Origin of the sequence: Acidovorax carolinensis (assembly GCF_002157145.1) — a bacterium.
Lineage (GTDB): Bacteria > Pseudomonadota > Gammaproteobacteria > Burkholderiales > Burkholderiaceae_C > Acidovorax > Acidovorax carolinensis.
This window is the reverse complement of record NZ_CP021361.1, coordinates 2,086,380-2,111,454: the sequence shown is the minus strand read 5'-3', so window position 1 is coordinate 2,111,454 and position 25,075 is coordinate 2,086,380. Positions and strand designations below refer to the sequence as shown.

Sequence of the window (25,075 nt, the reverse complement as noted above, 5' to 3'; positions counted from 1 at the left end):
CATGGCGGCCATTGTGGCAAATCCAGGGGGGCCGTGGCGCTTGCCCTCAACCCGCCTTGCGAAACGTGAGGTTGATACGGTGCGTGCCCGTCAGCGGGTGGGAGCCATCGGGCAGGGGCAGCACGCCATGAAAACGCAGCCGCGCCGGGCCGCCCCACACCACCACATCGCCATGCATCAGCGCAACGCGCCGCGCCTTGTCGGCCCGCTGGGCACCGCCCCACAGGAACATGGCCGCAATGCCCAGGGACACGGACACGATGGGGTGCGCGTAATTGCCCTCGTCGCGGTCCTGGTGCAACGACAGTCGCGTGCCGGGTGCATAGCGGTTGACGAGGCAGGCATCGGACACAAACCCGGGATAGCCCGCCGCCTGGGCTGCGTCCCCTGCCAACTGGCGCAACCGCGCCGGCATGGCGGGCCAGGGCTGGCCGCTGTCGGGGTCGATGGGGTCGTAGCGGTAGCCGCTGCGGTCGCTGACCCAGCCCAGCGCGCCGCAGTTGGTCATGGCCACGGACATGCGCAGCCCGCCGGGCGTGACGAGGTGCCGCAACGGCGCCTGCGCCGCCACCTGCCCCACTGCACGCAGCAAATCGGCGGCCTGCTCCAGTGCAAAGCCGCGCAGCACCAGGGCGCCGGGCTCCAGCACCTCGGGCGGTTGGGCGGGCTGCGGTGGGTCGTCGAACAGACGGGTGGGCGGGTTCATGGCATCTGCGGGATGGGTGATTTGCTACGAAATAAATAGCTTAAAGCGCTTGATTGATATGCGCCGAAGGCCAAAATCGCTCAAACTTCGGGTGGCTGCAATGGCCGGGGCCGCCGCTGGCCCGTGCCGCCCCAGCGCAGCGTGTCTTCGTCCGAAATGCCGAGCGGGTTGTTCGCTGGCTCGCTCAAAGGGGCCAGCAGGGCGTGCAGGTCGGCCTCGCTGAACTTGATGGCGCCCTCGGCGTCGTGGCCCAGCACGCCCTGGGCCAGCGCGGCCTTGCGGGCCTGCAGCTCCAGCATGCGCTCTTCGATGCTGCCTTCCACCACGAGCTTGTAGACAAACACCGGCTGGTCCTGCCCGATGCGGTGGGCGCGGGCCGTGGCCTGTTCTTCGACGGCGGGGTTCCACCACGGGTCGAGGTGGATCACCGTGTCGGCGGCCGTGAGGTTCAGGCCCAGGCCCCCGGCCTTGAGGCTGGCGAGCAGGATGGGGGCGCTGGCCTCGTCCTGCGCCTGGAACTGCCGCACCACCGCGCCGCGCTGGCGGGGTGGCGTCTGGCCGGTGAGGGTGAGGTGGGGCAGGGCCAGGGTCTCGAGCAGCTCGGCCGCCAAGCCGAGCATCTCGGTGAACTGCGAGAACACCAGCACGCGGCGGCCTTCATCGACCAGGGCGGGTAGCAGGTCGGCCAGCAGTTCGAGCTTGGCGCGCTCCATCGAGTGCGCCGTTTTCGTGGTGCCTTTGACCAATCGTGGGTCGCAGCAGACTTGGCGCAGCTTGAGCAACGCGTCCAGGATGGCGATTTGCGAGCCTTCAAAACCCTGCCGCTCCAGTGCGCGGCGCACCTGCTTGTCGGCCGTGGTGCGCACGGCCTCGTACAGCTCACGCTGCTTGCCTTGCAATTGCACGCGCAGGATGGTCTCGGTGCGCGGCGGCAGTTCGGTGGCCACGTCCTGCTTGCGGCGGCGCAGGATGAAGGGGCGCACGCGCTGGGCCAGCAGCTGGGCACGCAGGGTTTCACCGTTTTCCTCGATGGGCTTGCGCCAGCGGGCGTTGAAGCTGCGCATATCGCCCAGAAAGCCCGGCATCAAGAAGTCGAACTGCGCCCACAGCTCGCCCAGGTGGTTTTCGAGCGGTGTTCCGGTCAGGCACAGCAGGTGCGGGGCCTGCAGGCGGCGCAGGGCGCGGGCGCTGCGGCTGCCGGCGTTTTTCACCAACTGCGCCTCGTCCAGGATCAGCAGGTGAAACGGCTGTGCGGCCAGCGCCTCCACGTCGCGCCAGAGCAGCGGGTAGGTCGTCAGCACCAGATCATGGTCGGCAATTTGCCGGTAGCGCTGGCCCCGGCTCGCGCCATGCAGCGCCAGCACGCGCAGGCCGGGCGCCATGCGCGCTGCCTCGGCCTGCCAGTTGAAGAGCAGCGAGGTGGGCAGCACCACCAGGGCGGGGCGGGTGAGGCGCCCGGCCTCCTTTTCGGCCAGCACATGGGCCAGTGCCTGTGCGGTTTTGCCCAGACCCATGTCGTCGGCCAGGATGCCGCCCAGGCCCTGGGCGCGCAGGTATTGCAGCCAGGCCAGGCCTTCGAGTTGGTAGGGGCGCAGTTGCAACTGCAAGCCCTGCGGCGCAGCCACCGGCTGCGGGGTGCCAATGTTGTGCAGGCGCTTGGCAAGTTGCGCGAGGCCAGCATCGCCCTGCAGTTGCCAGTCGTTGTTCCACCCGTTCACCGTGCCCACGCGGTGGGCCTGCAGCAGCCCGGCGCGCAGGGCTTCGACGCGGCGGGCCTCCCAGGCGCCCAGACGCAGCGGGTCGCCATCCTTCAGTTGTTTGCCTGCATTGCGAAGAGGGTCGGTCAGCAGGTCCACCATGGCGCCCACGATGGCCTTGAGCGGCCCGGCGGGCGCGTCGATGCGTTTACCTCCGGGCGCGCGCAGTGAAATGATGGCGATGTCGTCGATGGCCGCCATCTGCCGCGCGTTGAGCCAGCGGGCGTCGCGGCGCAGCAGGTCGGCCAGCAGGGGGGCCAGGTCCAGCGTTTCGCCGTCAATCTCTAGCCCCAAGCTCAGCAGCCAGGCGCCTTCGCGCTCGGGCAGTTGCAGCTTTTGCACGGGGCGTTGGCGCTCGGCCAGCGGGCCAGCTACCTCTTTGCCCAGCAGCTCGCCGGTGTCGGGGGCGATGTGCAGCTTCCAGCGTTGCACGGGCACGCTTTCATGTGCAAAGCCGGGGTGCACCACCACGCTCCAGCCCTCGGCGCGCAGCTGCGGGATTTGCTCGGCCCAGAAGTCGCCAAAGTGCGCCTCCTGCGCCAGCGTCCACACGGGGCCCAGCGTGGCGGCGGCGGCGCGGTGGCGCCATTGCAGCTTGGTGGCGTCCACGGGGATCAGGCCCAAGTCCCACACGCGGTCCATGGCGTCCGATTCAGCCGCCAGGTTGCGCTGCATGCGCACCACGGGGCCGCCGGTGTCAAACAGGTCTTGCACCGCGGCGGGGCGGGCGTTGAGGATGGATGTGGGCGCGGGCGTTTGCCAGGTGGCGCCACCGTCGGTGCGGTAGGTCCAGTCGATCTGCACCAGCGTCACGCTGTCACCGCGTGGGCCCAGCTTGCCCTGCGGTTGCAGGCCCAGCAGGCCGTCGCCCCGGCCCAGAGTCATGAGGGTGATGCGGGGGCAGAACTGCCCGTGCACAAGAAGCCCGGGCGGGTCGGTGGGCGCGGATTCAAGGGCAGGCGGTGCCGCTAACGGTGTTTCCTCGCGCAGCAAGGCCATGACGCGGGCGGCTTCCGCGCCCGACAGCGGTGCGAGCGCTTTCAGGGTGGCGGCATCGGCATGGCTGCGCAGTGCCTGGAGCCACATCGCCACGGCCTTTTCGCGCGCCGCAGCATGTGGGCGGGAGGAGGAAGGGGCGTTGTTGCCAGCGGTAGCCATGGGCTGCAATTTTGCCTTGTGGCCGGGTGCCGGATATTGCCCGGTGGCGGCGCGGGTAGAACCCCGTGCGCCAACCTGGGACGCGACGGGTATATGGCGAAAAACGCGTTGCCCCAAATCGCCGTATGCGCTGATAGCTATTTTTTCAGGAGCGACCGGCAGGAGCCGGCAAACGCAACTGGGCCTGTTGCACGACCTGCACACAGTCGCGCAGATGCTGCTCGCCCAGGTAGCGCAAGGTGGCATAGCCGACCGTCGCCGCCACCGCCTGGCCTGCCAGCGGCACGTATTTGGCCAACTGCTTGGTGGTCAGGCGCAGGCCCACCGTGCGGGTGGCGCGCAGCACGAGCTCCTTGGTGATGAACTTGCCGATCAGCACCGAGCCGACCAGCGTCACCGCTTTTTGCACCTGCTCGCGCTTTTTGGGGTCCAGCTGGTCGAGCTGTTCGGGGGTCAGGCCAAACTGGGAATTGATTTGCGGCAGAAGGCGGGAGAGCAAGGCCGCGTCGACCGCCCAGTCCAGCCCCGGCACCGGCACCGCGCTGGCCGCAGCCGCCACCAGGGCACGCCGGTGCAGCAGGCGGCGGCTGCGCTGCACGGCCGCAGCCAGCTCAGGGTTGTCAGCGGCCATTTGGCGGGCGGATGGCATGGGTAGGGCGCCTGGCCTGAAGTGCCGCGAGCTTGCCTGCAATCACGTCTTGCTTCGGACCAGGCTGTAAATTGCCAGCAACACCACGGCGCCGATCACCGAGGCGATCCAGCCTGCCGGTGCGCCCTGGGTGTACCAGCCCATGGCGGCCCCCACGTAGCTGGCCAGAAACGAGCCCGCCACGCCGAGCAACGCCGTCATGATCCAGCCCATCTTGTCGTCGCCGGGCTTGAGCGCCCGCGCAATGAAGCCAACGACGAGGCCGACGATGAGAGTCCCGAGGATTGAGAGCATGGCAGCACCTGGTAATGAAGATGAGTGGCACTGTATGACAGATTCACCAGCCGCGCGTGTCAGACAAGACCTTGCGCATCGAGTCAATCTATTGCCCGACGGATATGGGGCTTGCATCGCGGCATGTCGCGGCCTGCCAGGGAAATGCGTGTGGGCCTTGTCCGACATGCCCGCGCGCTTCGGGCCTGCGCTCTGCCTGGGAACGGGACTATGGGTGCGCCCGTGCCGCGCGCCTACAGTCTGGGCTACTGATGGACTTCCAAGGAAATTGCATGAAGAACTATTCGGCCTCTGGCCTGTTGGCCGCCGCTGCGTGGGTGGCGGCAGGTGTTTTTTCGGCACCCGCCTTTGCCCAAGCGGGCGAGGAAGCATCGCTGGCGCGTGGTGCCGTCCCGGACACCACTGCCCAGCAGCGGTACCAGTCAGCCATCCGCGAGGCGGGCGGCGGGCTGAAAGTCAGCCTGGAGGAGTGCCGGGCGATGCCCCAGGGCAAGGAACGCAAGGGTTGCGAGGCTGAGGCCCGGTCTCGCTACCAGCAGGACATGGCCAATGCACGCGCCATGCGCACCAATCCTGGCCTCGGGCCCGTGAATATCACGGGTGGTCCGATACGAAGCACTGAAACGGTGACGACGGTCGCACCATGACCGGTTGGGGCGGCGCTGCTGCGCGCAGGCAGCGCTGCGGGTGCAGGCTCAGGGCTGGGCCTTGGCTTCCACCGTGACGCGGCGGGCGCCATCAAAGCGGCGCTGCCAGTACGACTGGCGCATGTCTTCCACCCGCACTTCACTGCCCGAGCGCGGTGAATGGATGAATTTGCCGTCGCCCACGTAGATGCCGACATGGCTGAAGGCGCGGCGCATGGTGTTGAAGAACACCAGATCGCCGGGTTGCAGCTCTTTCTTGTCAATGATTTCGGTGCTGGCGGCTTGCTGGTCGGCCTTGCGGGGCAGGACCATGCCCACGGTTTTTTCGTATACCGCGCGCACGAATCCGCTGCAATCAAACCCGGTCGTGGCGGTGGTGCCGCCGCGGCGGTAGGGCACTCCGATGAACCCCATGGCGTTGCCGATCAGATCCGCGGTGCGGTCTGCGACCACATGGGCTTTGTCTGCGACGGAATGGCGCACTTCATCGAGCTGGGAAATCAACCCTTTGTCGGCCAGAAAACGCTCGATGTCCTCGGGGGATGCCGCTGAAGGGGCAGCTTGGGCGGCAGAGGCGCAGGTGAGAAGTAAGGCAATGAACCAACGGGACATGGGGGCGGAGGGTAACATGCTTTTCTTACAGGCCTGGAATCCGGTGTTCTGCGCAAGTCGTTGATTTGAATTGCTTTCCGATTTCGGCAGGGGCATTTCCGGTGTAGTCTGCTGCCCATGCACATTGAGACCAGCGAACCGCGGGACGTTCCCGCTGCACCCGTTTCCAGCCAGATCCCCTCGCAATTGGCGCTGCGCCGTGTCGCCATCGACACCTGGCGCGAAAACGTCGCCTACCTGCACCGCGATTGCGCGGTGTACCGGGCCGAGGGCTTTCAGGCGCTTTCCAAGATCGAGGTGCGCGCCAACGGGCGCCACATCCTGGCTACCGTGAATGTGGTGGACGACGCCGCCATCGTTGGCTGCAACGAACTCGGGCTGTCGGAAGACGCCTTTGCCCAGCTCGACGTGGAAAACGGCCACACCGTATCGGTGACGCAGGCCGAGCCCCCTGAGTCGATGGGCGCGCTGTTCCGCAAGATCGCTGGCGAGCGCCTGACGCGGGCGGATTACGCCGCCATCGTGCGCGACATTGCCGGCCACCACTATTCCAAGATCGAGCTGACGGCGTTTGTCGTGGCCTGCAACCGCGACGAACTCGACCGCGAAGAGGTATTCTTCCTGACCGACGCCATGGTTGCCAGCGGCCGGCGGCTCGATTGGCACGAGCCGCTGGTGGTCGACAAGCACTGCATCGGCGGCATTCCCGGCAACCGCACCACCATGCTGGTCGTGCCCATCGTGGCGGCGCACGGCATGCTGTGCCCCAAGACATCGTCGCGCGCCATCACCTCCCCGGCGGGCACGGCCGACACCATGGAGGTGCTGGCCAATGTCGAGCTGCCCTTCGAGCAGTTGGCCGACATCGTGCGCGACTACCGCGGCTGCCTCGCCTGGGGCGGCACGGCCAATCTTTCCCCGGCCGACGATGTGCTGATTTCCGTGGAGCGCCCGCTGTCGATCGACTCGGCCGGGCAGATGGTGGCGTCCATCCTGTCCAAGAAAGTGGCCGCCGGCGCCACCCACCTGGTGCTCGACATCCCCATCGGCCCCACGGCCAAGGTGCGCTCCATGCCCGAGGCCCAGCGCCTGCGCCGCCTGTTTGAATATGTGGCACGGCGCATGGGCCTGTCGCTGGATGTGGTCATCACCGATGGCCGCCAGCCCGTGGGCAACGGCATCGGCCCGGTGCTGGAGGCGCGTGACGTGATGCGCGTGCTGCAAAACGACCCAGACGCGCCCAACGACCTGCGCCAGAAGGCCTTGCGACTGGCGGGCCGCCTGATTGAATGCGACCCCGACGTGCGCGGTGGCGACGGCTATGCCATTGCGCGCGACATTCTCGACTCGGGCCGGGCGCTGCGGCGCATGGAAGACATCATCAACGCGCAGGGCAGCAAGGGGTTCGATCACCTGCACCCGCAACTGGGCCCGCTGACCTTTGAGGTCTGCGCACCGGAGAGCGGCACCGTGGTGGGCATCGACAATTTCCAGATTGCCCGCGTGGCGCGCCTGGCCGGGGCGCCCAAGGTGCAGGGCGCGGGCGTTGACCTCATGCACAAGCTGGGCGCCACGGTGGCGCAGGGTGATGTGCTGTACCGCGTGCACGCCGGCTACCCCGCCGACCTCGAATTTGCCCGGCAGGCCAGCGCCCGCGATATTGGCTATCGCCTGGGCGATGCCGATGCCGTGCCCCAGGTGTTTGTGGAGTTCTGACCATGCCGCTTACTCCCCTGCAGGCCTGCCTGCTGCATTTTGCGGACGAGGCCGATGCCGCCCGGCGCCTCGGACAAGCCGCACAGTTGCCCGTGGAGACGATCGACCGCCACCGGTTCCCCGATGGCGAGCTAAAACTGAGGCTACCCGTGGATGGGGCAGGGTGCCTGCCGCCCCATGTGGTGCTGCTGCGCAGCCTGCATGACCCCAATGAAAAGCTGGTGGAGCTGCTGCTGGCGGCCCGCGCCGCGCGCACGCTGGGCGCCCGGCACATCACGCTGGTGGCGCCCTACCTGGCCTATATGCGGCAGGACATCGCCTTCACGCCGGGCGAGGTGGTCAGCCAGCAGGTGGTCGGTGGGTTTCTGGCCGGGCTGGTGGATGCCGTCATCACGGTGGACCCGCACCTGCATCGCGTGGCGACGCTGCAGGAGGCGATTGCCGTGCCCGACGCCATCGTGCTCAGCGGTGCCGAACCGCTGGCCGACCTGATTGCGCAGCGGCGCCCGGGTGCCTTGCTGGTCGGGCCCGATGGTGAGTCGGCCCAGTGGATTGCCCAGGCGGCCGCCCGCCATGGCTTTGACCATGCCGTATGCACCAAGGTGCGCCACGGCGACCGCGAAGTGACCATTGAGCTGCCGCCGCTCAACGCCCAGGGGCGCGCCGTGGTGCTGCTGGACGACATGGCCAGCACCGGCCGCACGCTGGCCCAGGCGGCCCGGCTGCTGCGGGCGGCGGGCGCGGCCTCGGTGGATGTGGCCGTCACCCATGCGCTGTTTGCCGGCGATGCCTTGCAGGCCCTGCACGATGCCGGGGTGGGCGAGGTGTGGAGCACCGACTGCATTCCCCACGCCAGCAACGCCGTGCCCATGGCCGAGCCTCTGGCGCGGGCGCTGCGTTCGCTGTTGCCAGCCTGAACCGGGCTGCGACAATCAGCGCCTTCCGCGTGCCACTGACCGCTTTCGAAAGACACCATGCTGCTCGACGCCTCTGAATCCCAACTCGTTCTGGTGGACTACCAGGAACGCCTGATGCCCGCCATTTTTGAGGGCCCTGCCGTGCTGGCCAATGCGCTGCGCCTGGCCAAAGTGGCCCAGCTGATGGAAGTGCCTGTGTGGGGCACCGAGCAAAATCCCTCGCGCCTGGGGGGCAACGATGCCGCGCTGCGAGCCTTGTGCCAGAACACACTGGCCAAGATGCATTTCAGCGCCGCCGAAGAAGGCCTGGGCGAATGGCTGCGCCCGCCCGCAAAACCCCAGCAGGGCGGCAATGCCCGCAGCCTGCCCAAGCATTTGCAAAAGCCCGCCCAGCAAACGCCTGAGCGCGGCACCATCGTGATTGCCGGCTGCGAGGCCCATGTGTGCCTGCTGCAGACCGCGCTGGATTTGATCGAGGATGAGTTCGAGGTGTGGGTGGTGACCGATGCCTGCAGCTCGCGCACCGAACGCAACCGCGACGCCGCCTTCGACCGCCTGGCTGGCGCGGGTGCCGAGCTGGTGACCACCGAGATGGTGGCATTCGAGTGGCTGCGCAGTTGCGAAAACCCCGTGTTCAAGGAGGTTCTGGCGCTGGTGAAGTAGTTCCGCTGGTTTGCTGGTGATTTTGGATCTTTTTGGCATCTAGCGCTTATTCATCAAGCGCTAGTAGCTATTGAATAAATAGCATAGTGAAGGCAGGGCTGCGTCAGCTTCCCGCAAGCCCGTCATGAATAATTATGAATTCAAAACCTGCAACCCTTGCAGGGCGAGAGATGCCGAGGAGACACCCCATGCCCAGCTACGCCGACTTTTACCGCCAGTCCATCGACCAACGCGACGCCTTCTGGGCCGAGCAGGCGAAACTGATTGACTGGCAAACGCAACCCCAGCAGATCTGCGACTACAGCAATCCGCCATTTGCGAAGTGGTTTGTCGGCGGCACCACCAACCTGTGCCACAACGCGATCGACCGCCACCTGAAAGACCGCGCCAGCCAGCCGGCGCTGGTGGCCATCTCCACCGAAACCGACACCGAGCGCAGCTACAGCTTTGCCGAGCTCCACGCCGAAGTGCAGCGCATGGCCGCCGTGCTGCAGAGCCTGGGAGTGAGGAAGGGCGACCGCGTGCTCATCTACATGCCCATGATCGCCGAGGCCGCCTTCGCCATGCTGGCCTGCGTGCGCATCGGTGCGCTGCACTCGGTGGTGTTTGGCGGCTTTGCCTCGGGCTCGCTGGCTTCGCGCATCGAGGATGCCGAGCCCGTGGCCATCGTCAGCGCGGACGCCGGCTCGCGCGGCGGCAAGGGCGTGCCCTACAAGCCGCTGCTGGACGAGGCGATTGCGCTGTCCAAACACAAGCCTGCCGCCGTGCTCATGGTGGACCGGGGCCTGGCACCCATGGCCATGCGCGCCGGCCGCGACCACGACTGGGCGGCGCTGCGCGCGCAGCACCTGAACGCCAGCGTGCCCTGCGAATGGGTGGAATCCACCCACCCCAGCTACACGCTCTACACCAGCGGCACCACCGGCAAACCCAAGGGCGTGCAGCGCGACACGGGCGGCTACACCGTGGCGCTGGCCGCCAGCATGAAGCACATTTTCGACGCGAAGGCGGGCCAGACTTACTTTGCCACCAGCGACATCGGCTGGGTGGTGGGGCACAGCTACATCATCTATGGCCCGCTGATCGCTGGCATGACCACGATCATGTACGAAGGCCTGCCCACGCGGCCCGACGCGGGCGTGTGGTGGAGCATTGTCGAGAAATACAAGGTCACGCACATGTTCTCGGCGCCCACGGCGGTGCGGGTGCTGAAAAAGCACGATGCTTCGTGGCTGAAGAAATACGACGTCTCCACCCTCAAGGCGCTGTGGCTGGCGGGCGAGCCGCTGGATGAGCCCACGGCGCAATGGATCAGCGATGCACTGCAGGTGCCCATCATCGACAACTACTGGCAGACCGAGACTGGCTGGCCCATCCTCACGCTGGCCAACGGCGTGGAGCAACAGACCACGCGTTTTGGCAGCCCTGGCAAGGCGATGTATGGCTACAACGTCAAGCTGATCGACGAGAGCAACGGCCAAGAGCTGACGGGGCCCAACCAGAAGGGCGTGGTGGCCATCGAGGGGCCGCTGCCACCGGGCTGCATGCAGACGGTGTGGCGCGATGATGAGCGCTTCGTCAACACCTACTGGAAGAGCATTCCGGGCCGGCTGATCTACAGCACCTTCGACTGGGGCATCCGCGACGCCGACGGCTACCACTTCATCCTGGGCCGCACCGACGACGTGATCAATGTGGCCGGCCACCGCCTGGGCACGCGCGAAATAGAGGAATCCATTTCGTCGCACCCCAACATCGCCGAAGTGGCCGTGGTCGGCGTGGCCGACAGCCTCAAGGGCCAGGTGGCCATGGCCTTTGCCGTGCCGCGCGATGCCTCGGCCCTCACCGACGACGCCGCGCGCCTGAAGCTCGAAGGCGAAGTGATGAAGCAGGTGGACAGCCAGCTCGGCGCCGTGGCCCGCCCCTCGCGCGTGTACTTCGTGACGGTGCTGCCCAAGACACGCAGCGGCAAGCTGCTGCGCCGCGCCCTGCAGGCCGTGGCCGAGCGCCGTGACCCGGGCGACCTGACCACCATGGACGATCCGGCCGCGCTGCAGCAGGTCAAAGACCTGGTCGGCCCCTGACGGCCGGGTGCGATGCAGCGCAAGCCGCATCAAAAACAATAGCTGCAAGCGCTTGATGGATAAGCGCTGCAGCCGTTTTTATATCGAGTAGCCTTCGGAGGGAAGATGCTGCCACGCTGTGGGTTGCTGCCAGTGGCGGCTCCAGTCGATGAAGGCATCAAGGGCATGGGGCGTGCAATGCAATAGCCCTGGGCCTGGGCGCAACCGAGTTGCTGCAGCAACTGACCCTGTTCGATGGTTTCCACGCCCTCGGCAATCACCTGGTAGCCAAACGACTGCGCCAGCCCGATCACCCCTTGCACGATGGCCCTGTCCCCCGGGTCGGCCATCATGCCCTGCACGAAGCTCTGGTCAATCTTGAGCGTGTCCATGGGCAGGCGGCGCAGGTAGGTGAGCGATGAATAGCCGGTACCAAAATCATCGAGCGAAATCGCTACGCCCAGCGCGCGCAGCGTGGCCAGTGTTTCGGTGACCGCAGTCAGGTCGTACAGCGCCGCGCTTTCGGTGATTTCCAGCTCCAGCAGTTGGGGCGCCACCCGGGGGTGGCGGGCCAGGCACAGAACCATCCAGCCGGCAAAATCGGGGTGCTGAATCTGCTGGGCCGAGATGTTGACACTCACGGGCAGGTTCAGGCCCGCATCCAGCAGCTGCTCCAGCTGCGCCAGTGCCGCGTCGACCACCCATTGGCCAAAATCGATCTCCAGCTCGGTTCCATTCAGCAGCGGCAGAAAAGCGCCCGGTGGCAGCAGCCCGCGCTCGGGGTGCTGCCAGCGCACCAGCGCCTCGGCCCCGACGACCTGGCCGGTCTGCATGACCACCTTGGGTTGCAGAAACAGTACGAACTGCGCCTGCATCAGCGCCTCGCGCAGGCGCAGGCCCTGCTCACGTTGCTCGCGCTGGGCGCGCTCTTGCGCAGCGTCGAACTGGTGAAACCGGTTGCGCCCCGCCTGCTTGGCGGCATACATGGCCTGGTCTGCGTGGCGCAGCAGGGTGTCGGCGTCCGCGTCGTCCGAGGGGAACACCGTGTAGCCGATGCTGGCCGTTACGGCCACGCGCTCGGTGTCCAGCGTGTAGGGCGAAGAAATGCTCTCCATCACCCGTTGCAGCAGGCGTTCGCCATCGCCGTGCGTTGCCAGGCCCGGCATGAGGATGACGAACTCGTCGCCGCCCAGGCGGGCCACGCAGTCTTGCGGGCGCAACGCGCGCGACAGCCGGCCCGCCACCACCACCAGCAGCCGGTCGCCCGCGCCATGGCCCAGGCGGTCGTTGACGGGCTTGAAGCCGTCAAGGTCCAAGTAGGCCACGCCCAGCTGGGTGCCTTGGGCACGGGCCTGGGCCATGCCGTCCTGCAGCCGGTGCGCCAGCAGCACGCGATTGGGCAAGCCCGTCAGTGCGTCGTAGTGGGCCAGTTTTTGCAGCAGCTCTTCCTGCTCGCGCTGCGGCGTGACGTCAATGGACACACCCAGCATGCGCGTGGGCTGGCCGGCGCTGTCGTGGCTGATGATCTTGCCCAGGTTGCGGATCCATCGGGCCCCTTCCTGGGGCAGTATCACTTTCCAGGTGGCATCGAATGGGGTGGCCGGATTTGCGGTGTGGCGCGCGAGTTCGGCCGAAATGCCGGGCAACGCGTCGGCGGCCACCGACGTCGCCCAGTGCACGGCGCAGGCGTCGGCCTCGCCGGTGGCGGCGCCACGCAGGGTGCGCCAGCGCGCATCACCATGGACCACGCCGGTTTGCAGATTCCAGTCCCAAAGCCCCAGCGCTGCGGCCGAAATGGTGAGCGACAGCAGCGCCTCGCGCTCGCGCACCTGCTCTTCGCTGCGCTTGCGGTCGGTGATGTCCTGCAGCGCGAACAGCCAGCACGGTTCGCCATCGAACTCGGTGGCGCGCATGGACTGCAGCACCGTGCGCTTTTCGCCGCTGCGCGTGATGATGTTGACCTCGTAGGCATCGAGCTGGCCGACCTGCCGGGCCACGTCAATCAAGCGGGCACGATCGTGCGCCTCAAAAATGCCCAGTTTGATGGCCGAGCTGCCCACCGCCTGCGCGCGTGTGAAGCCCAGCACCTGCTCCCACGCGGGGTTCACTTCCACATAGGCGCCGTCGCTTTGCCGCGTCATGCCCATGGGGTAGGGCATCAGGTGGAAGATGCGTGAAAACCGGTCTTCCGACTGGCGCAGCCGCTGCTCGGCGCGCTTGGCCTCGTCAATGTCCTGCATCACTCCGCGCATGCCGGTGACGGTGCCCTCGTGCACCACCGGCTCGCCGCGTGCGCGCACCCAGGCATGGCGGCCATCGGTGCGGACGATTTCGACTTCCAGGCTCCATTCCTCTCGGCGGTGAATGCAGTCGTGCGATTTGCTGCGCATGGCGTCCCGCCACGCGGGCGCCACGAAACGTTCGATGTAGTCGTCCGGCAGCGCGGCGCCCGGGGGCAGGCCGTGGATGTCATAGCAGACATCCGACCAGTACACCACGCCCCGCGTGCGCGAAATCTCCCACGCCCCCAGGCGCGCCATGCGGCCGGCCTGCTGCAGCAGGTTGTTCAGCGCGCGCAACTCGTCGCTGGCGCGCTGCGCCTCGGTCATGTCGTGAAAGACGAACAGGAAACAGTCTTCCCCGTCCACCACCACGGGCCGCGCCGACATCAGGCCCGGCACACGAACACCGTCGCGTTGCGCCACCATGGGCAGGCGGTCCACCTTGCCGTCGCGCTGGTAGGTTTGCAGCATGCGCGCTCGTTCCTGGCCTGAGTGCCAGATATTGAGTTCGGTGGAGGTGCGTCCCAGCACCGCGTCACGCTCTGCACCCAGCAGCGCGCAGAAGGCCGGATTCACGTCGAGATAGCGCCCGTCCGAAATCCGCGAAATGCCCGCAGGATCGGGCAGCGTCTGGTAGATCGTGGTGTATTTGGCTTCCGAGGCCCGCAGCGCCTCCTCAATCTCGTGCTGGGCGGTGACGTCCACGTCCATGCCCAGCAGGGTCAGCGGGCGGCCGTCGGCATCGCGCTCGCCCACCAGCCCGCGCGATATCACCCAGCGCCAGCGGCCCGCGGTATCAAGAATGCGGAACTCGGCTTCGTAGATGTCGAGCTGCCCGCGCATGGTGCGCTCGAGCTTATCGGCAAGGCGCGCGGAATCGGCCGGGTGTTTGCGCGTGTGCCAGCGGTCCCAGGCGTCCTCGGTGTCGGCAGCGTCCATGCCGAAGGCGGCATAGAAGCGGCCATGGCAGGCCAGCTTCTGGCGCGAAATATCCCATACCCAGCGCCCGCCGCCCAATGCATCAAGGGCAAGGCGCATTTGCTGGTTGCGCTGGCGCAATTCATGGTTGGCCTGCTGCTCGGCGGCGAGGCTGGTTTTTAGGTCCGGCAAAAGATCCATGTGCCGAGTTTAGGCCCGTTCCGTGGCTCCCGGCCGTGCGCGCGCCGTCCCGATAAGCCCCGTTGACAACATCGTTCCGCACACGATGATGAGCCCGCAGCCGATCATCCAGGGCGTGATGGCCTCGTGCAGGAACACGGCGCCGTACAGCAGGGCAAACACCGGCGCCAGAAACGTCACCGCCAGGGCGCGGCTGGGGCCGGCGTGGGCAATCAGGCGAAAGTAGAGGATGTAGGCAATGCCCGTGCACAACACCGCAATGGCCACGATGGCCGCCCAGGCACGCAGGCCCGGCATCTGCGCCGGCCAGAACCACAGCGCGGGCAGCGCCAGGCCCAGCGTGGCGCCGAGCTGGCTGCCCGTGGCCGTGGCCAGAGGGGGCAGACCCGTGAGGTAACGGCGCGCAAAGCTGGCGGCGATGGCATAACAAGACGACGCCACCAGGCTGGCCGCGATAGCCCAGGCGGCGTGCTCGGTCTTGAAGCCTGTGCCGGCCGGCGCCCGCCATGCCAGCAGGGCAACGCCGACAAAGCCCAGCGCAAGCCCCAGCCAGCGCAGCCGGCTGATGCGGTCGCCCAGCCACATCCAGGCCACCAGGGCGCCGAACAGCGGCACCGTGGCGTTGAGGATGGACGTCAGGCCAGTGGCAATGTGCAGCACGGCCCAGGAGAAAAGCGCAAAAGGAATGGCTGAATTGATGACACCGGCCAGCAGGATGGGGCGCCAATGCCGGCGAAGCGCAGGCCACTGGCCGTGCCGCAGCAGGATGGGCCACAGGAACAGCGTAGCCAGCAGCACCCGCAGCCCGGCCGTAGGCAGCGGCCCGAACTCGGAGGCCCCCAGCCGCATGAACAGAAACGATGCGCCCCACAGGGCCGCCAGCAGCACGAACTCGCCCAGCCAGGCCGACACGGGTTGGGTCGCGGGGGCGTTCATGCACCCACCTCGCCCAGCATCTGCACCGGGCGCAGCGCTGCGCCTTCCAGTTGCAGCAGGGCGCCTTTGCGCTCCAGACCGCCGGCGTAGCCCGTGAGCGAGCCGTCCTTGCCCAGCACCCGGTGGCAGGGCACCACCACGCTGATCGGGTTGCGTCCCACGGCGGCTCCCACGGCGCGCACGGCCGTCGGGCGGCCCAGTTGCTGGCTCAGCGCCGCGTAGCTGGTGGTGTGGCCGCAACCGACGGAGAGCAGCGCACGCCACACATCCTGCTGAAAGGGCGTGCCGCCTGCCAGGTCCAGCGGCAGTTCGAACCGGGTGCGCTCGCCGCGCAGGTATTGCTGCAGTTGCTCGATGGCCGCAACCAGCACCGGGTGATGTGGGTCGTGTGGCCAGGCATGGGGCCCGTCGAGTTGCTCGGGCAGATGGCGCTGGCCATCAAACCACAGGCCGGCCAGACCCAGCGGGGAAGCGGCCAGCCGCACGGTGCCAAGACGGGTGGCGGTGCTTGTCTGCACGGTGGATGGGTGAAATTGCATGGTCATGGAATGTTAGATGAAATTGCTGTTAAGCGCTTATTCAACAAGCGCTAGCAGCTATGTTTTTGATAGCTTTTACGACGCCGTGAGATGGCCGGTGTCGGCCGTGCTGCCCGCCGCCCAGGCGCGCACCACGGCATAGCTGCGCCAGGGTTGCCAGGCCCGCGACGATTCGGTCGCCGCGCGGGCGGGGTGGGGGTAGGCCTGCACGCCCATGGCCTTTTGCAGGGCCACGTCGCCGGCCGGAAACGCATCGGGCCAGCGCAGCACGCGCATGGCGATGTACTGCGCCGTCCAGTCGCCAATGCCGGGCAGTGCGCAAAGGGCCGCTGTGGTGGCGCCCACGTCCGCGCCCGCCTGCAGCTGCAACTGGCCCGCATCCACCGCCCGCGCCAGCGCCACGATGGCCGCCTGGCGCTGGCGCACGATGCCCAGTTGCCCCAGGGCTTCGCCCGGCGCCTGCGCCAGCACGGCCGGGGCAGGGAAAAGCCGGGTAAGTTCGGGCCAAGGCGTGGCGATGGGCTCGCCAAACCGCTCCACCAGCCGCTGCCCCAGCGTGCGCGCGGCCGCCACAGTGATCTGCTGACCCAGCACGGCGCGCACGGCCAGCTCAAAGCCATCGAAGGCGCCGGGTACGCGCAGGCCATCGCCCTCGAGAAAACTGGCGTGCAGCACGGCATTGATGGGCGCAGGGTCGGCGTCCAGATCCAGCATGGCGCGCACGCGGCGAATCACCTGCGGCAGCACGGGGTAGAGGCTGTCGCTGGTTTGCACCAGCACCTGGTGGCGGGCGGGGTCGAAGCAGGCGCTCAGCCAGCCGGTGTGATCGTGCGGCCCGGCAGCCCCCTGGCTTTGCAGCCGCACCGTGCGGCGCAGCGCCGGGGTGGCGGCGTCGCCCGCCCACTCCACGCCGTGGAACTGGCGGCGAGCGAAAAAGGCCAGCAAGGCCAGCACATCGAGCGGCGGCCGGTAGGCCAGCCGCAGCGTGGCCGCCTGAGCGCCCGCAGGCCTTTCGCCCCCACGGCGCAGCGCGGTCGGGTTCAGGCCATAGTGCTGGGCAAAGGCGGCGTTGAAGCGGCGCACGCTGGCAAAGCCGCTAATCAGCGCTACCTGCGTGATGGGCATGGGCGTGTCTGTCAGCAGCTGCTTGGCGGTCAATAAACGCCGGGTTTGCAGGTATTGCAGCGGCGACACCCCCAGTGCCGCCTCGAAGATGCGGCGCAGATGCCGGTCGCTCACGCCCAGGCGGGCGGCCAGCCGGGCCACGGTGGCGGTGCGCTCGTCGCCTGTGCACCACGCATCCGGCGCATCGAGCAGCCGGACGGCCTGCTGCACCAGAATGCCGCTGGCGTCCTGCACCGACCACACCAGCGCCTGCGGCGCCAGCTCGGGCCGGCAGCGCAGGCAGGGCCGAAAGCCCGCGCCCTCGGCCTGCGCGGCCAGCGTGAAGAACCTGCAGTTTTCGCGCCGGGGTGTGCGCACGGCACAGACCGGGCGGCAATAGATGCCGGTGGAGGTGACGCCGGTGAAAAACCGCCCGTCAAAGCGCGCATCCCGGGCCTGCAGGGCACGGTAGCAGCCGTCGTCGGTCGCGCCATCGGTCGGAGTGGCAAAGGGCAGGGCGGGCGCGGTCATGGGCCAGATGGTACGCCGACGCTACCACCGCACTGGCCGTTTTCGGACCTGTGCCTGCGCCTACGGGCGCGGTCGGGGCGCCCCTACAATGCAGCGGACGTTTGACCTCCTTCGCAGCGAAAGACCCTCCCGTGCAACCCACACCCGCCATCTTCAAGGCCTACGACATCCGCGGCATCGTGCCGTCCACCCTGAACGAAGCAGTGGCCCTGGGCCTGGGCCGCGCCTTTGGCACGGCAGCCCGCGCCGAAGGCCAGACCACCGTGGCGGTGGGCGCGATGGCCGGCTGTCCGGCCCCGCCATCAGTGCCGCCCTGGTGCAGGGCCTGATCGAGGCGGGCATCGAGGTGATCGACGTGGGCCTGGTCACCACGCCCTTGCTGTATTTCGCGGCCAGCACGCTGTGCGCCAGCGGCATCCAGGTCACGGGCAGCCATAACCCGCGCGACTACAACGGCTTCAAGATGGTGCTGAACGGCCGCGCCATCTACGGTGATGAAATCCAGGCCCTGCGCCACACCATGGAGGCCGAAAGCTGGCAACTGCTTCCCGGCGGCAGCGTGCGCACGGTGGATGTGCTGCCGGCCTATGCGCAGCGCATCACCGGCGACGTGAAGCTGGCCCGCCCCATGAAGATCGTGGTCGATTGCGGCAACGGCATTGCGGGCGCATCGGCCCCGGCCATCTTTCGAGCGCTGGGCTGCGAGGTGATCGAGCTGTTTTCCGAGGTGGACGGCAACTTCCCCAACCACCATCCCGATCCCAGCAAGCCCGAAAACCTGCGCGACCTGATTGCCGCACTGCAGGCCAGCGACGCCGAACTGGGCCTGGCCTTTGACGGCGACGGCGACCGCTTGGGTATCGTCACGCGCGACGGCACCAACATCTTCCCCGACCGGCAGATGATGCTGTTCGCGCAGGACGTGCTCAGCCGCGTGCCGGGCGCGCCCATCCTGTTCGATGTGAAATGCACCCAGCGCCTGGCGCCGGCCATTGCCGAGGCCGGTGGCCAGCCGGTGATGTACAAGACCGGGCATTCGCTCATCAAGGCGCGCATGAAAGAGCTCAATTCGCCCCTGGGCGGCGAAATGAGCGGCCACATCTTCTTCAAGGAGCGCTGGTTTGGTTTTGACGACGGCACCTATGCTGGTTGCCGCCTGCTCGAAATCCTCTCGCGCAGCGCCAACCCGAGTGCCGTGCTCAACGCGTTGCCCACCAGCTTCAGCACGCCCGAGCTCAACGTCGCCTGTGCCGAGGGCGAGCCGCACCGCCTGACGGCCGAGCTGCAGGCCCTGGCGGCGGACACTTTTGCCGCACCGGCGCAGATCAACACCATTGATGGCCTGCGCGTGGACTGGCCCGACGGTTTTGGCCTGATCCGGGCCAGCAACACCACGCCCGTGCTGGTGCTGCGCTTTGAAGGCCACACGCCCGAGGCGCTGGCCCGCATCGAGGCGGCCATGCTGGCCCTGTTGCAGCGCGTGAAGCCCGATGCCCAGGTGGGCAGCGCGGCGCACTGAAGTGAAACACCCCCCTGAGTCGCTTCGCGCCTCCGTCCTGCCGCCAGAGGCACCTGCCCTTCGGGGTCCTCCAAGCCTGCGCAGGCAGGCTTGGAGCCGCGACCCTCAGCCCCCGCTCTTGCAGCGCTGTGCGCTGCGGGCAGGGGGACGCAGCCAGCGCCTACACGTTGTGATGGCGGCCCTTGCGCGGCTGCCCGCGCATGTGCTGCGTCAGTTGCATCGGTTATGGGTGGCATGTGGAATCAGGTATCGCTGAGATGTCCCTTGCCCGCGCCCTGTATTCGGCCTTGACCTGGGCTGCCCAGCCCCTGCTGCTGCGCAAACTGCGGCGCCGCGCCGTCGCCGAGCCCGGCTATGGCCACGCGGTGAGCGAGCGCTTTGGCCGTTATGCGCGGCCCATGGACAGCCTGATCCCCCCGAGCAGCAGCGATCCGCTGGGCGGCTTTGTCTGGATCCATGCCGTATCGCTGGGCGAAACCCGGGCCGCCGCCATTTTGCTGGCCGAGTTGCGCCGGCAGTTGCCCGGCATGCGCCTGCTGCTCACCCATGGCACCGCCACGGGCCGGGCCGAGGGCGAGAAACTGCTCTTGCCGGGCGATGTGCAGGTCTGGCAGCCCTGGGATACGCCGGGCGCGGTGCGCCGCTTTCTGCGCCAGTTCCGGCCCGCCATCGGCATCCTCATGGAAACCGAGGTCTGGCCCAACCTGGTGGCCGGTTGCCAGCAACGCGGCATACCGCTGGTGCTGGCCAATGCGCGCTTCAATGCCACCTCGCTGCGCAAGTCGCAGCGCTTGGCGGCGCTGGCCCGCCCGGCCTATGGCGCTCTGGCGGCGGTCTGGGCGCAGACCGCGGCCGATGCAGAGCGCCTGCGATCCATCGGCGCGCCGGTGCAGGGCGTTTTTGGCAACCTCAAGTTCGACGTGGTTCCCGATGCCGGGCAATTGGCGCGGGGGCGGGCATGGCGCGCGCGCAGTGCCCGGCCGGTGGTGATGCTCGCCAGCAGCCGCGAAGGGGAAGAGGCGATGTGGTTGGCTGCTTTGAAGCAAAAAAGCCTTCCAGCGCTTATTGGGAAAGCGCAAGCAGCTATCCATAGTGAAGCAAATTCAGGTGATGGCACGGTGCAGTGGCTGGTGGTGCCACGCCACCCCCAGCGCTTTGGCGAAGTGCAGCAATTGCTGCGCAGCGCCGGACTGAGCGTATCGAGCCGCAGCCAGTGGGCCGACGCCCCCGAGCCCGCCGATGTCTGGCTGGGCGATTCGCTGGGCGAGATGGTGCTGTACTACGGCCTGGCCGACGTGGCCTTGCTGGGCGGCAGCTTTGCCCCGCTGGGCGGGCAAAACCTGATCGAGGCCATTGCCTGTGGCTGCCCCGTGGTGCTGGGGCCACACACCTTCAATTTTGCCGAGGCGGCCGCGCTGGCCTGTGAGAAGGGCGTGGCCCACCGTGTGGCGGAGATCGGTCAGGGCGTGGAACTGGCCTGTGATCTGGCCACCGACAGCTACCGGCTTGCCACCGCCCGTGGTTTGACCCAGGAGTTCATGCAGCAGCACCGGGGCGCCGCAAGGCTGACCGCCGCTGCCGTCGGGGCGCTGCTAGGCATTGCCGCTGCGCCATGATGGGGGCCGCTGGGGCGCGAATTCCGGGCCAGTGCCAGGCCTGTGCCCGCGCTCCATGCCGGTTCCGCGCTGAAAATGTCACCTCGGGAACTCGGCTTTGTGCCGATTGCCTCCGAGCTGTGCCACAGTCACACCCACCTGCTGGTTGATCATTGATGAGCGGCCCGATGCCGCTGCAAGACCCATGGACAAACACTACCTCACGCCGCTTTTTGCGCCCGCCTCCATTGCCATTCTGGCGGGCAAGGCCGATGAACCCGAAACGCTGACCTCGTACGCACAGGCACTGCACCCGGCCCTGCGGGCGCAGCGCTTTGCCGGCACGCTGCAGTTTGTCGACACCCACACCAGCGGCACGCTGGCCGACCTGGCACAACGAAAGTCCGATCTGGCCATCATCGCGCTGCCGCCCGCCGAAGTGCCCGCTGCGCTGGAGGTGGCCGGGCGCATTGGCTGCCGTGCCGCACTGGTGCTGTCGAGCGGCATGGATGCAGACCAGGCCGCCAACCTCAAGAAAATAGCGCGCCGCGAGGGTCTGCATTTGCTGGGGCCCAATTCCCTCGGGTTCCAGCGGCCGCACCTGCAACTCAATGCCAGTGCCGCCGGCCCGCTCGCACGCGATGGCTCGCTGGCGCTGGTGTGCCAGTCGGGCGCGCTCACGTCGTCGATCCTGGACTGGGCCCGCAACAATGCCGTGGGTTTTTCGACCGTGGTGTCGCTGGGGCCGAACACGGATGTGGACATTGCCCAGGTGCTCGATTTTCTGGCCCACGATGCACGCACGCAGAGCATCGTCATCTACATGGAAGGCATCTCCAACGCACGCCGCTTCATGAGTGCGCTGCGCTCGGCCGCCAATGCCAAGCCGGTGGTGGTGCTCAAGGCCGGGCGCAAGCCCGCGGGCAACGAGGCCGCCCAGACGCACAGTGGCACCATCGTGGGCAGCGACGATGTGTTCGACTCGGCCCTGCGACGCGCGGGCGCCGTGCGCGTGCGCTCGTTCGTCGAGCTGTTTTCGGCAGCCAAGTGCCTGGCATCGCGCTACCGGCCGGTGGGCAAGCGCCTGGCCATCGTCACCAATGGCGGCGGGCCCGGCGTGCTGGCGGCCGACTGGGTCAATGAAATTTTGCTCAACCTGGGCAAGCTGTCGCCCGAATCGGTGCTGGCACTGACACCCCAATTGCCGCCCCTGGCGTCGCTGTCGGACCTGATCGACCTGTCGGAAGACGCTGGCGCCGAGCACTATCGCCTGGCCATCGAGGCGGCCAGCCGTGACCGGCAGGTGGACGGCGTGCTGGCCATCTTCTCACCCAAAATCGGCGCGGACTCCTGCGCCGTGGCCACCGCGCTGGCCGAGGTCAAGCAGCGCATGAGCAAGCCGCTGCTGGCCTGCTGGATGGGAGACGCCTCGGTGGTGCCGGCGCGCGCCATCTTGCTCGACGCCGCCATCCCGAGCTTTCGCACGCCCGAGGCCGCCGTGGGCGCCTTTGGCAACATCGCTTCTTTCTACCAGAACCAGCAGTTGCTGCAGCAAACGCCGCCGCCGCTGTCCACGCTGGCCAAGCCCGACATTGAAGGCGCGCGCCTGGTCATCGAGAGCGTGCTGGCCGAGCGGCGCAAGGTGCTCACCGAAATGGAATCCAAGACGCTGCTGGCGGCGTTCCATATTCCGGTGACCAAGACCATCCTTGCGCGCAATGCGCACGAAGCCATGATGATCGCCACGCAAATGGGGTTTCCCGTGGCGCTGAAGATCGATTCGCCCGACATCAGCCACAAATCCGATGTGGGCGGCGTGGCCCTCAACATCCACAGCGGCACCGCGGCCCGCGACGCCTACACCGACATGGTCCAGCGCGTGGCGCGCCTGCAGCCGCAGGCACGTATCAACGGGGTCACGGTGCAAAACATGGCCGGCGCCCGGCGCGGGCGCGAGATCTGTATCGGCCTCGTCACCGACGATCCGTTCGGCCCGGTGATCACCTTCGGTGCCGGCGGCACCATGATCGAACTGATCAACGACCGCGCCATGGAGCTGCCGCCGCTCAACCAGTTTCTGGCACGCCGCCTGATCGAGCGCTCGCGCGTGGCCGAAACGCTGGGCGAGTGGCGCGGCGCCAGCGCGGTGGACCACGATGCGCTGGAACAGGTGCTGCTGCGCGTGTCGGAAATGGTGTGTGCCTTGCCCCAGCTGCGCGAGATGGACATCAACCCGCTCATCGTGGACGAGCAGGGCGTCGTGGCGGTGGATGCGCGCATTGCCATCGACCACGCGGCCAACACCTCGGGCGGGCGGGCCGACAGCTTCAGCCACCTGGCCATCCTGCCGTATCCCGCGCGCTACGAGCATCTTTGGCCGATGCGCGGGGGCGGCGAATACCTGGTGCGGCCCATCCATCCCGACGACGCGCAGATGCTGCAGGGGCTGGTGCAGCATCTGTCACCCGAAAGCCGGTATTTCCGTTTCATTTCGTCCATGGTGGAACTGCCGGCCTCGATGCTGGCCCGCTTCACCCTGATCGACTATGACCGCGAAATGGCGCTGGTGGCCGTCTTCCGCGAGCGCACGGTGGGCGCCGACGGTGACGTCACCGAAACCGAACGCATCGTGGGTGTGTCGCGCTACGTCACCAACCCCGACCAGTCGAGCTGCGAATTTGCGCTGGTGGTGGCCGACGACTTCAATGGCAGGGGCCTGGGCTCACGCCTGATGCTGAGCATCATGGACGTGGCACGCGACAAGGGCCTGGCCGAGATGGAGGGCCTGGTGCTGGCCAACAACCCCGGCATGCTCCGGCTGATGCGCAGCCTGGGCTTTGTCGTCAAGCCCTATCCTGACGACGCCGATTTCAGGCTGGTTACCCACACGTTGTAAGGGGCGTCCCGCGGCCTTCCTACAAAAGCGGCGCGGTTGCTACGGCTGGAGCAGCAGGCGGTTGATGGCAGCCACGTCCTCTTCGGTCAGCGTACCCGCCGCCTGGCGCAGCCTGAGGGTGCCCAGCAGCACGTTGTAGCGCGCCTGCGCCAGGTCGCGCTTGGTCTGGAAGAGCTGGCTTTGCGCATTGAGCACGTCGATGTTGATGCGCACGCCCACCTGGTAACCCAGCTTGTTGGCGTCGAGCGCGCTCTGGCTCGAGGCTTCGGCGGCCTCCAGGGCGCGCACCTGGCCCTGTCCAGACTGCACGCCAAAAAACGCCGCCCGCGTGGCCTGCGCAACGTTGCGGCGCGTGGTTTCAAGGTCTGCCTGGGCCTTTTCTTCGAGGGCCAGGGTTTCCTTGATGCGGTTTTGTACCGAAAAGCCGGCAAAAAGGGGCAGGTTGAATGCCACGCCCACGCTGGCATTGTTGGTGCGACTGTTCATGCCCGGCGTGGTAACGGTGCCGCTGGGGTTGCGCGCAATGTTGTAGCCGGCCTGCAAATCCACCGTAGGCAAATGTCCGGTGCCGGCTTTCTGGGTTTCCAGGCGCGCAATGTCGAGGGCAATCTGCGCCTGGCGCACGCCGGGCTGCTGGTCCTGCGCCGTTTGCACCCAGGTGTTGACGTCGTCGGGCTGCACGGTCGGCAATTGCACCGGCTGGGCCAGCGGCTGGGGTTGGGTGCCGGTGATGCCCACCAGCTGGTCGAGCGCAAGCTTTTTGACACGCAGGTCGTTCTCGGCCGCAATTTCCTGGGCAATGACCAGGTCGTAGCGGGCCTGGGCCTCGCGGGAGTCGGTGACGGTGGAGGTGCCCACCTCGAAATTGCGCTTGGCAAAGGCCAGCTGCTCGGAGACCGCCGTCTTTTGCGCCTGCACAACGCTGAGCGTGTCCTGGGCTGCCAGCACGTCAAAGTAAGCCTGGCTGACGCGCACCAGCAGGTCTTGCGTGGCGGCGTCCAGCTGGGCGCGGGCCACGTCGATGCCACGCTGGCCTTGTTGAAAATTGATGCGGTTGGCCGGGCGGTACAGCGGCTGCGAGGCACTTACGCCCACGTTCTGCGTGTTGCCGTTGAAGTCCACCTTGGGACGGGTCACTTCGGTGTTGGCGCGGGACACGCCGGCGTTCAGCCCGGCACTGGGCAGCAGCCCTGCGCGGGCCTGCTCGGCGCGGCTGGACGCTGCATCCAGCTGGAGCTTGGCCGCCTGCCAGACCGTGTCGTAGCCACGCGCTGCTTCCACCAGTTGCGAAAGGCTCTGGGCCTGCGCCGGCGTGCAGAGGGCGGCCGTGAGTGCCAGGGTCAGGGGAAGAAGCCGAAGCGGGGTCATGGTG

The 25,075-nt window shown here is 67.4% G+C and carries 17 protein-coding genes and 1 pseudogene; 8 read left to right on the top strand and 10 right to left on the bottom strand.

Going from position 1 to position 25,075, the window contains the following annotated elements; genetic code table 11:
- Positions 1-46 precede the first annotated feature (46 nt).
- The 4 genes from alkB to CBP34_RS09785 form a co-directional block, all read right to left on the bottom strand.
- Positions 47-706, bottom strand: a complete 660-nt coding sequence (gene alkB / locus CBP34_RS09800) for a DNA oxidative demethylase AlkB (protein ID WP_094097918.1) — start codon at positions 704-706, stop codon at positions 47-49.
- A gap of 80 nt (positions 707-786) precedes the next feature.
- Positions 787-3,621 (bottom strand): DEAD/DEAH box helicase, encoded by a 2,835-nt coding sequence (locus CBP34_RS09795; RefSeq protein ID WP_094097917.1) that lies wholly within the window; start codon positions 3,619-3,621, stop codon positions 787-789.
- A gap of 145 nt (positions 3,622-3,766) precedes the next feature.
- Positions 3,767-4,270 (bottom strand): hypothetical protein, encoded by a 504-nt coding sequence (locus CBP34_RS09790; RefSeq protein ID WP_094097916.1) that lies wholly within the window; start codon positions 4,268-4,270, stop codon positions 3,767-3,769.
- Between the two features lie 42 nt (positions 4,271-4,312).
- Complete coding sequence (locus CBP34_RS09785; RefSeq protein ID WP_094097915.1) at positions 4,313-4,564, bottom strand: GlsB/YeaQ/YmgE family stress response membrane protein; 252 nt, start codon at positions 4,562-4,564, stop codon at positions 4,313-4,315.
- Positions 4,565-4,836: 272 nt separating this feature from the next.
- Here CBP34_RS09785 and CBP34_RS09780 point away from each other — a divergent pair, with 272 nt between their 5' ends.
- A complete protein-coding gene (locus CBP34_RS09780; RefSeq protein ID WP_094097914.1) occupies positions 4,837-5,211 on the top strand; it encodes a hypothetical protein in 375 nt (124 codons plus the stop codon).
- 48 nt (positions 5,212-5,259) lie between these two features.
- Here the strand turns inward: CBP34_RS09780 and CBP34_RS09775 are convergent, their stop codons facing one another.
- Positions 5,260-5,823 carry a C40 family peptidase gene (locus tag CBP34_RS09775; RefSeq protein WP_094097913.1) on the bottom strand — a complete coding sequence of 188 codons (564 nt, stop codon included), beginning with the start codon at positions 5,821-5,823 and terminating at the stop codon, positions 5,260-5,262.
- A gap of 117 nt (positions 5,824-5,940) precedes the next feature.
- Between CBP34_RS09775 and CBP34_RS09770 the strand changes: the two genes are divergently transcribed.
- The 4 genes from CBP34_RS09770 (at position 5,941) to CBP34_RS09755 (ending at position 11,203) form a co-directional block, all read left to right on the top strand.
- Entirely contained in the window at positions 5,941-7,539 is a 1,599-nt protein-coding gene (locus CBP34_RS09770; protein ID WP_236748395.1) for a thymidine phosphorylase family protein, read from the top strand.
- Between the two features lie 2 nt (positions 7,540-7,541).
- Entirely contained in the window at positions 7,542-8,456 is a 915-nt protein-coding gene (locus CBP34_RS09765) for a ribose-phosphate diphosphokinase (RefSeq protein ID WP_094097912.1), read from the top strand.
- 57 nt (positions 8,457-8,513) lie between these two features.
- Positions 8,514-9,119: an isochorismatase family protein gene (locus CBP34_RS09760; RefSeq protein WP_094097911.1), complete on the top strand. Its 606-nt coding sequence runs from the start codon at positions 8,514-8,516 to the stop codon at positions 9,117-9,119.
- A gap of 188 nt (positions 9,120-9,307) precedes the next feature.
- The gene (locus CBP34_RS09755) at positions 9,308-11,203 is read left to right on the top strand and encodes a propionate--CoA ligase (RefSeq protein WP_094097910.1); all 1,896 of its coding nucleotides are present in this window, start codon (positions 9,308-9,310) and stop codon (positions 11,201-11,203) included.
- Between the two features lie 29 nt (positions 11,204-11,232).
- Here CBP34_RS09755 and CBP34_RS09750 read toward each other — a convergent pair whose 3' ends face one another.
- The 4 genes from CBP34_RS09750 to CBP34_RS09735 form a co-directional block, all read right to left on the bottom strand.
- Positions 11,233-14,583 (bottom strand): sensor domain-containing protein, encoded by a 3,351-nt coding sequence (locus CBP34_RS09750; RefSeq protein WP_236748393.1) that lies wholly within the window; start codon positions 14,581-14,583, stop codon positions 11,233-11,235.
- 9 nt (positions 14,584-14,592) lie between these two features.
- Positions 14,593-15,519, bottom strand: coding sequence for a DMT family transporter (locus CBP34_RS09745; protein ID WP_094097909.1), 927 nt, complete (start codon positions 15,517-15,519; stop codon positions 14,593-14,595).
- Entirely contained in the window at positions 15,516-16,058 is a 543-nt protein-coding gene (locus CBP34_RS09740; protein ID WP_086914068.1) for a methylated-DNA--[protein]-cysteine S-methyltransferase, read from the bottom strand. The genes CBP34_RS09745 and CBP34_RS09740 overlap by 4 nt, the downstream gene beginning before the upstream one ends.
- A gap of 75 nt (positions 16,059-16,133) precedes the next feature.
- Positions 16,134-17,693: a DNA-3-methyladenine glycosylase 2 family protein gene (locus CBP34_RS09735; protein WP_094097908.1), complete on the bottom strand. Its 1,560-nt coding sequence runs from the start codon at positions 17,691-17,693 to the stop codon at positions 16,134-16,136.
- Positions 17,694-17,824: 131 nt separating this feature from the next.
- Here CBP34_RS09735 and CBP34_RS09730 point away from each other — a divergent pair.
- The 3 genes and pseudogenes from CBP34_RS09730 to CBP34_RS09720 all read left to right on the top strand — a co-directional run bounded on the left by CBP34_RS09730 (position 17,825) and on the right by CBP34_RS09720 (position 23,703).
- Positions 17,825-19,212, top strand: a pseudogene (locus CBP34_RS09730) (phosphomannomutase/phosphoglucomutase).
- 257 nt (positions 19,213-19,469) lie between these two features.
- Positions 19,470-20,828 carry a 3-deoxy-D-manno-octulosonic acid transferase gene (locus CBP34_RS09725; protein ID WP_094097907.1) on the top strand — a complete coding sequence of 453 codons (1,359 nt, stop codon included), beginning with the start codon at positions 19,470-19,472 and terminating at the stop codon, positions 20,826-20,828.
- 184 nt (positions 20,829-21,012) lie between these two features.
- Complete coding sequence (locus CBP34_RS09720; RefSeq protein ID WP_094097906.1) at positions 21,013-23,703, top strand: bifunctional acetate--CoA ligase family protein/GNAT family N-acetyltransferase; 2,691 nt, start codon at positions 21,013-21,015, stop codon at positions 23,701-23,703.
- Between the two features lie 39 nt (positions 23,704-23,742).
- Here the strand turns inward: CBP34_RS09720 and CBP34_RS09715 are convergent, their stop codons facing one another.
- Positions 23,743-25,071, bottom strand: coding sequence for a TolC family outer membrane protein (locus tag CBP34_RS09715; RefSeq protein ID WP_094097905.1), 1,329 nt, complete (start codon positions 25,069-25,071; stop codon positions 23,743-23,745).
- Positions 25,072-25,075: the final 4 nt, after the last annotated feature.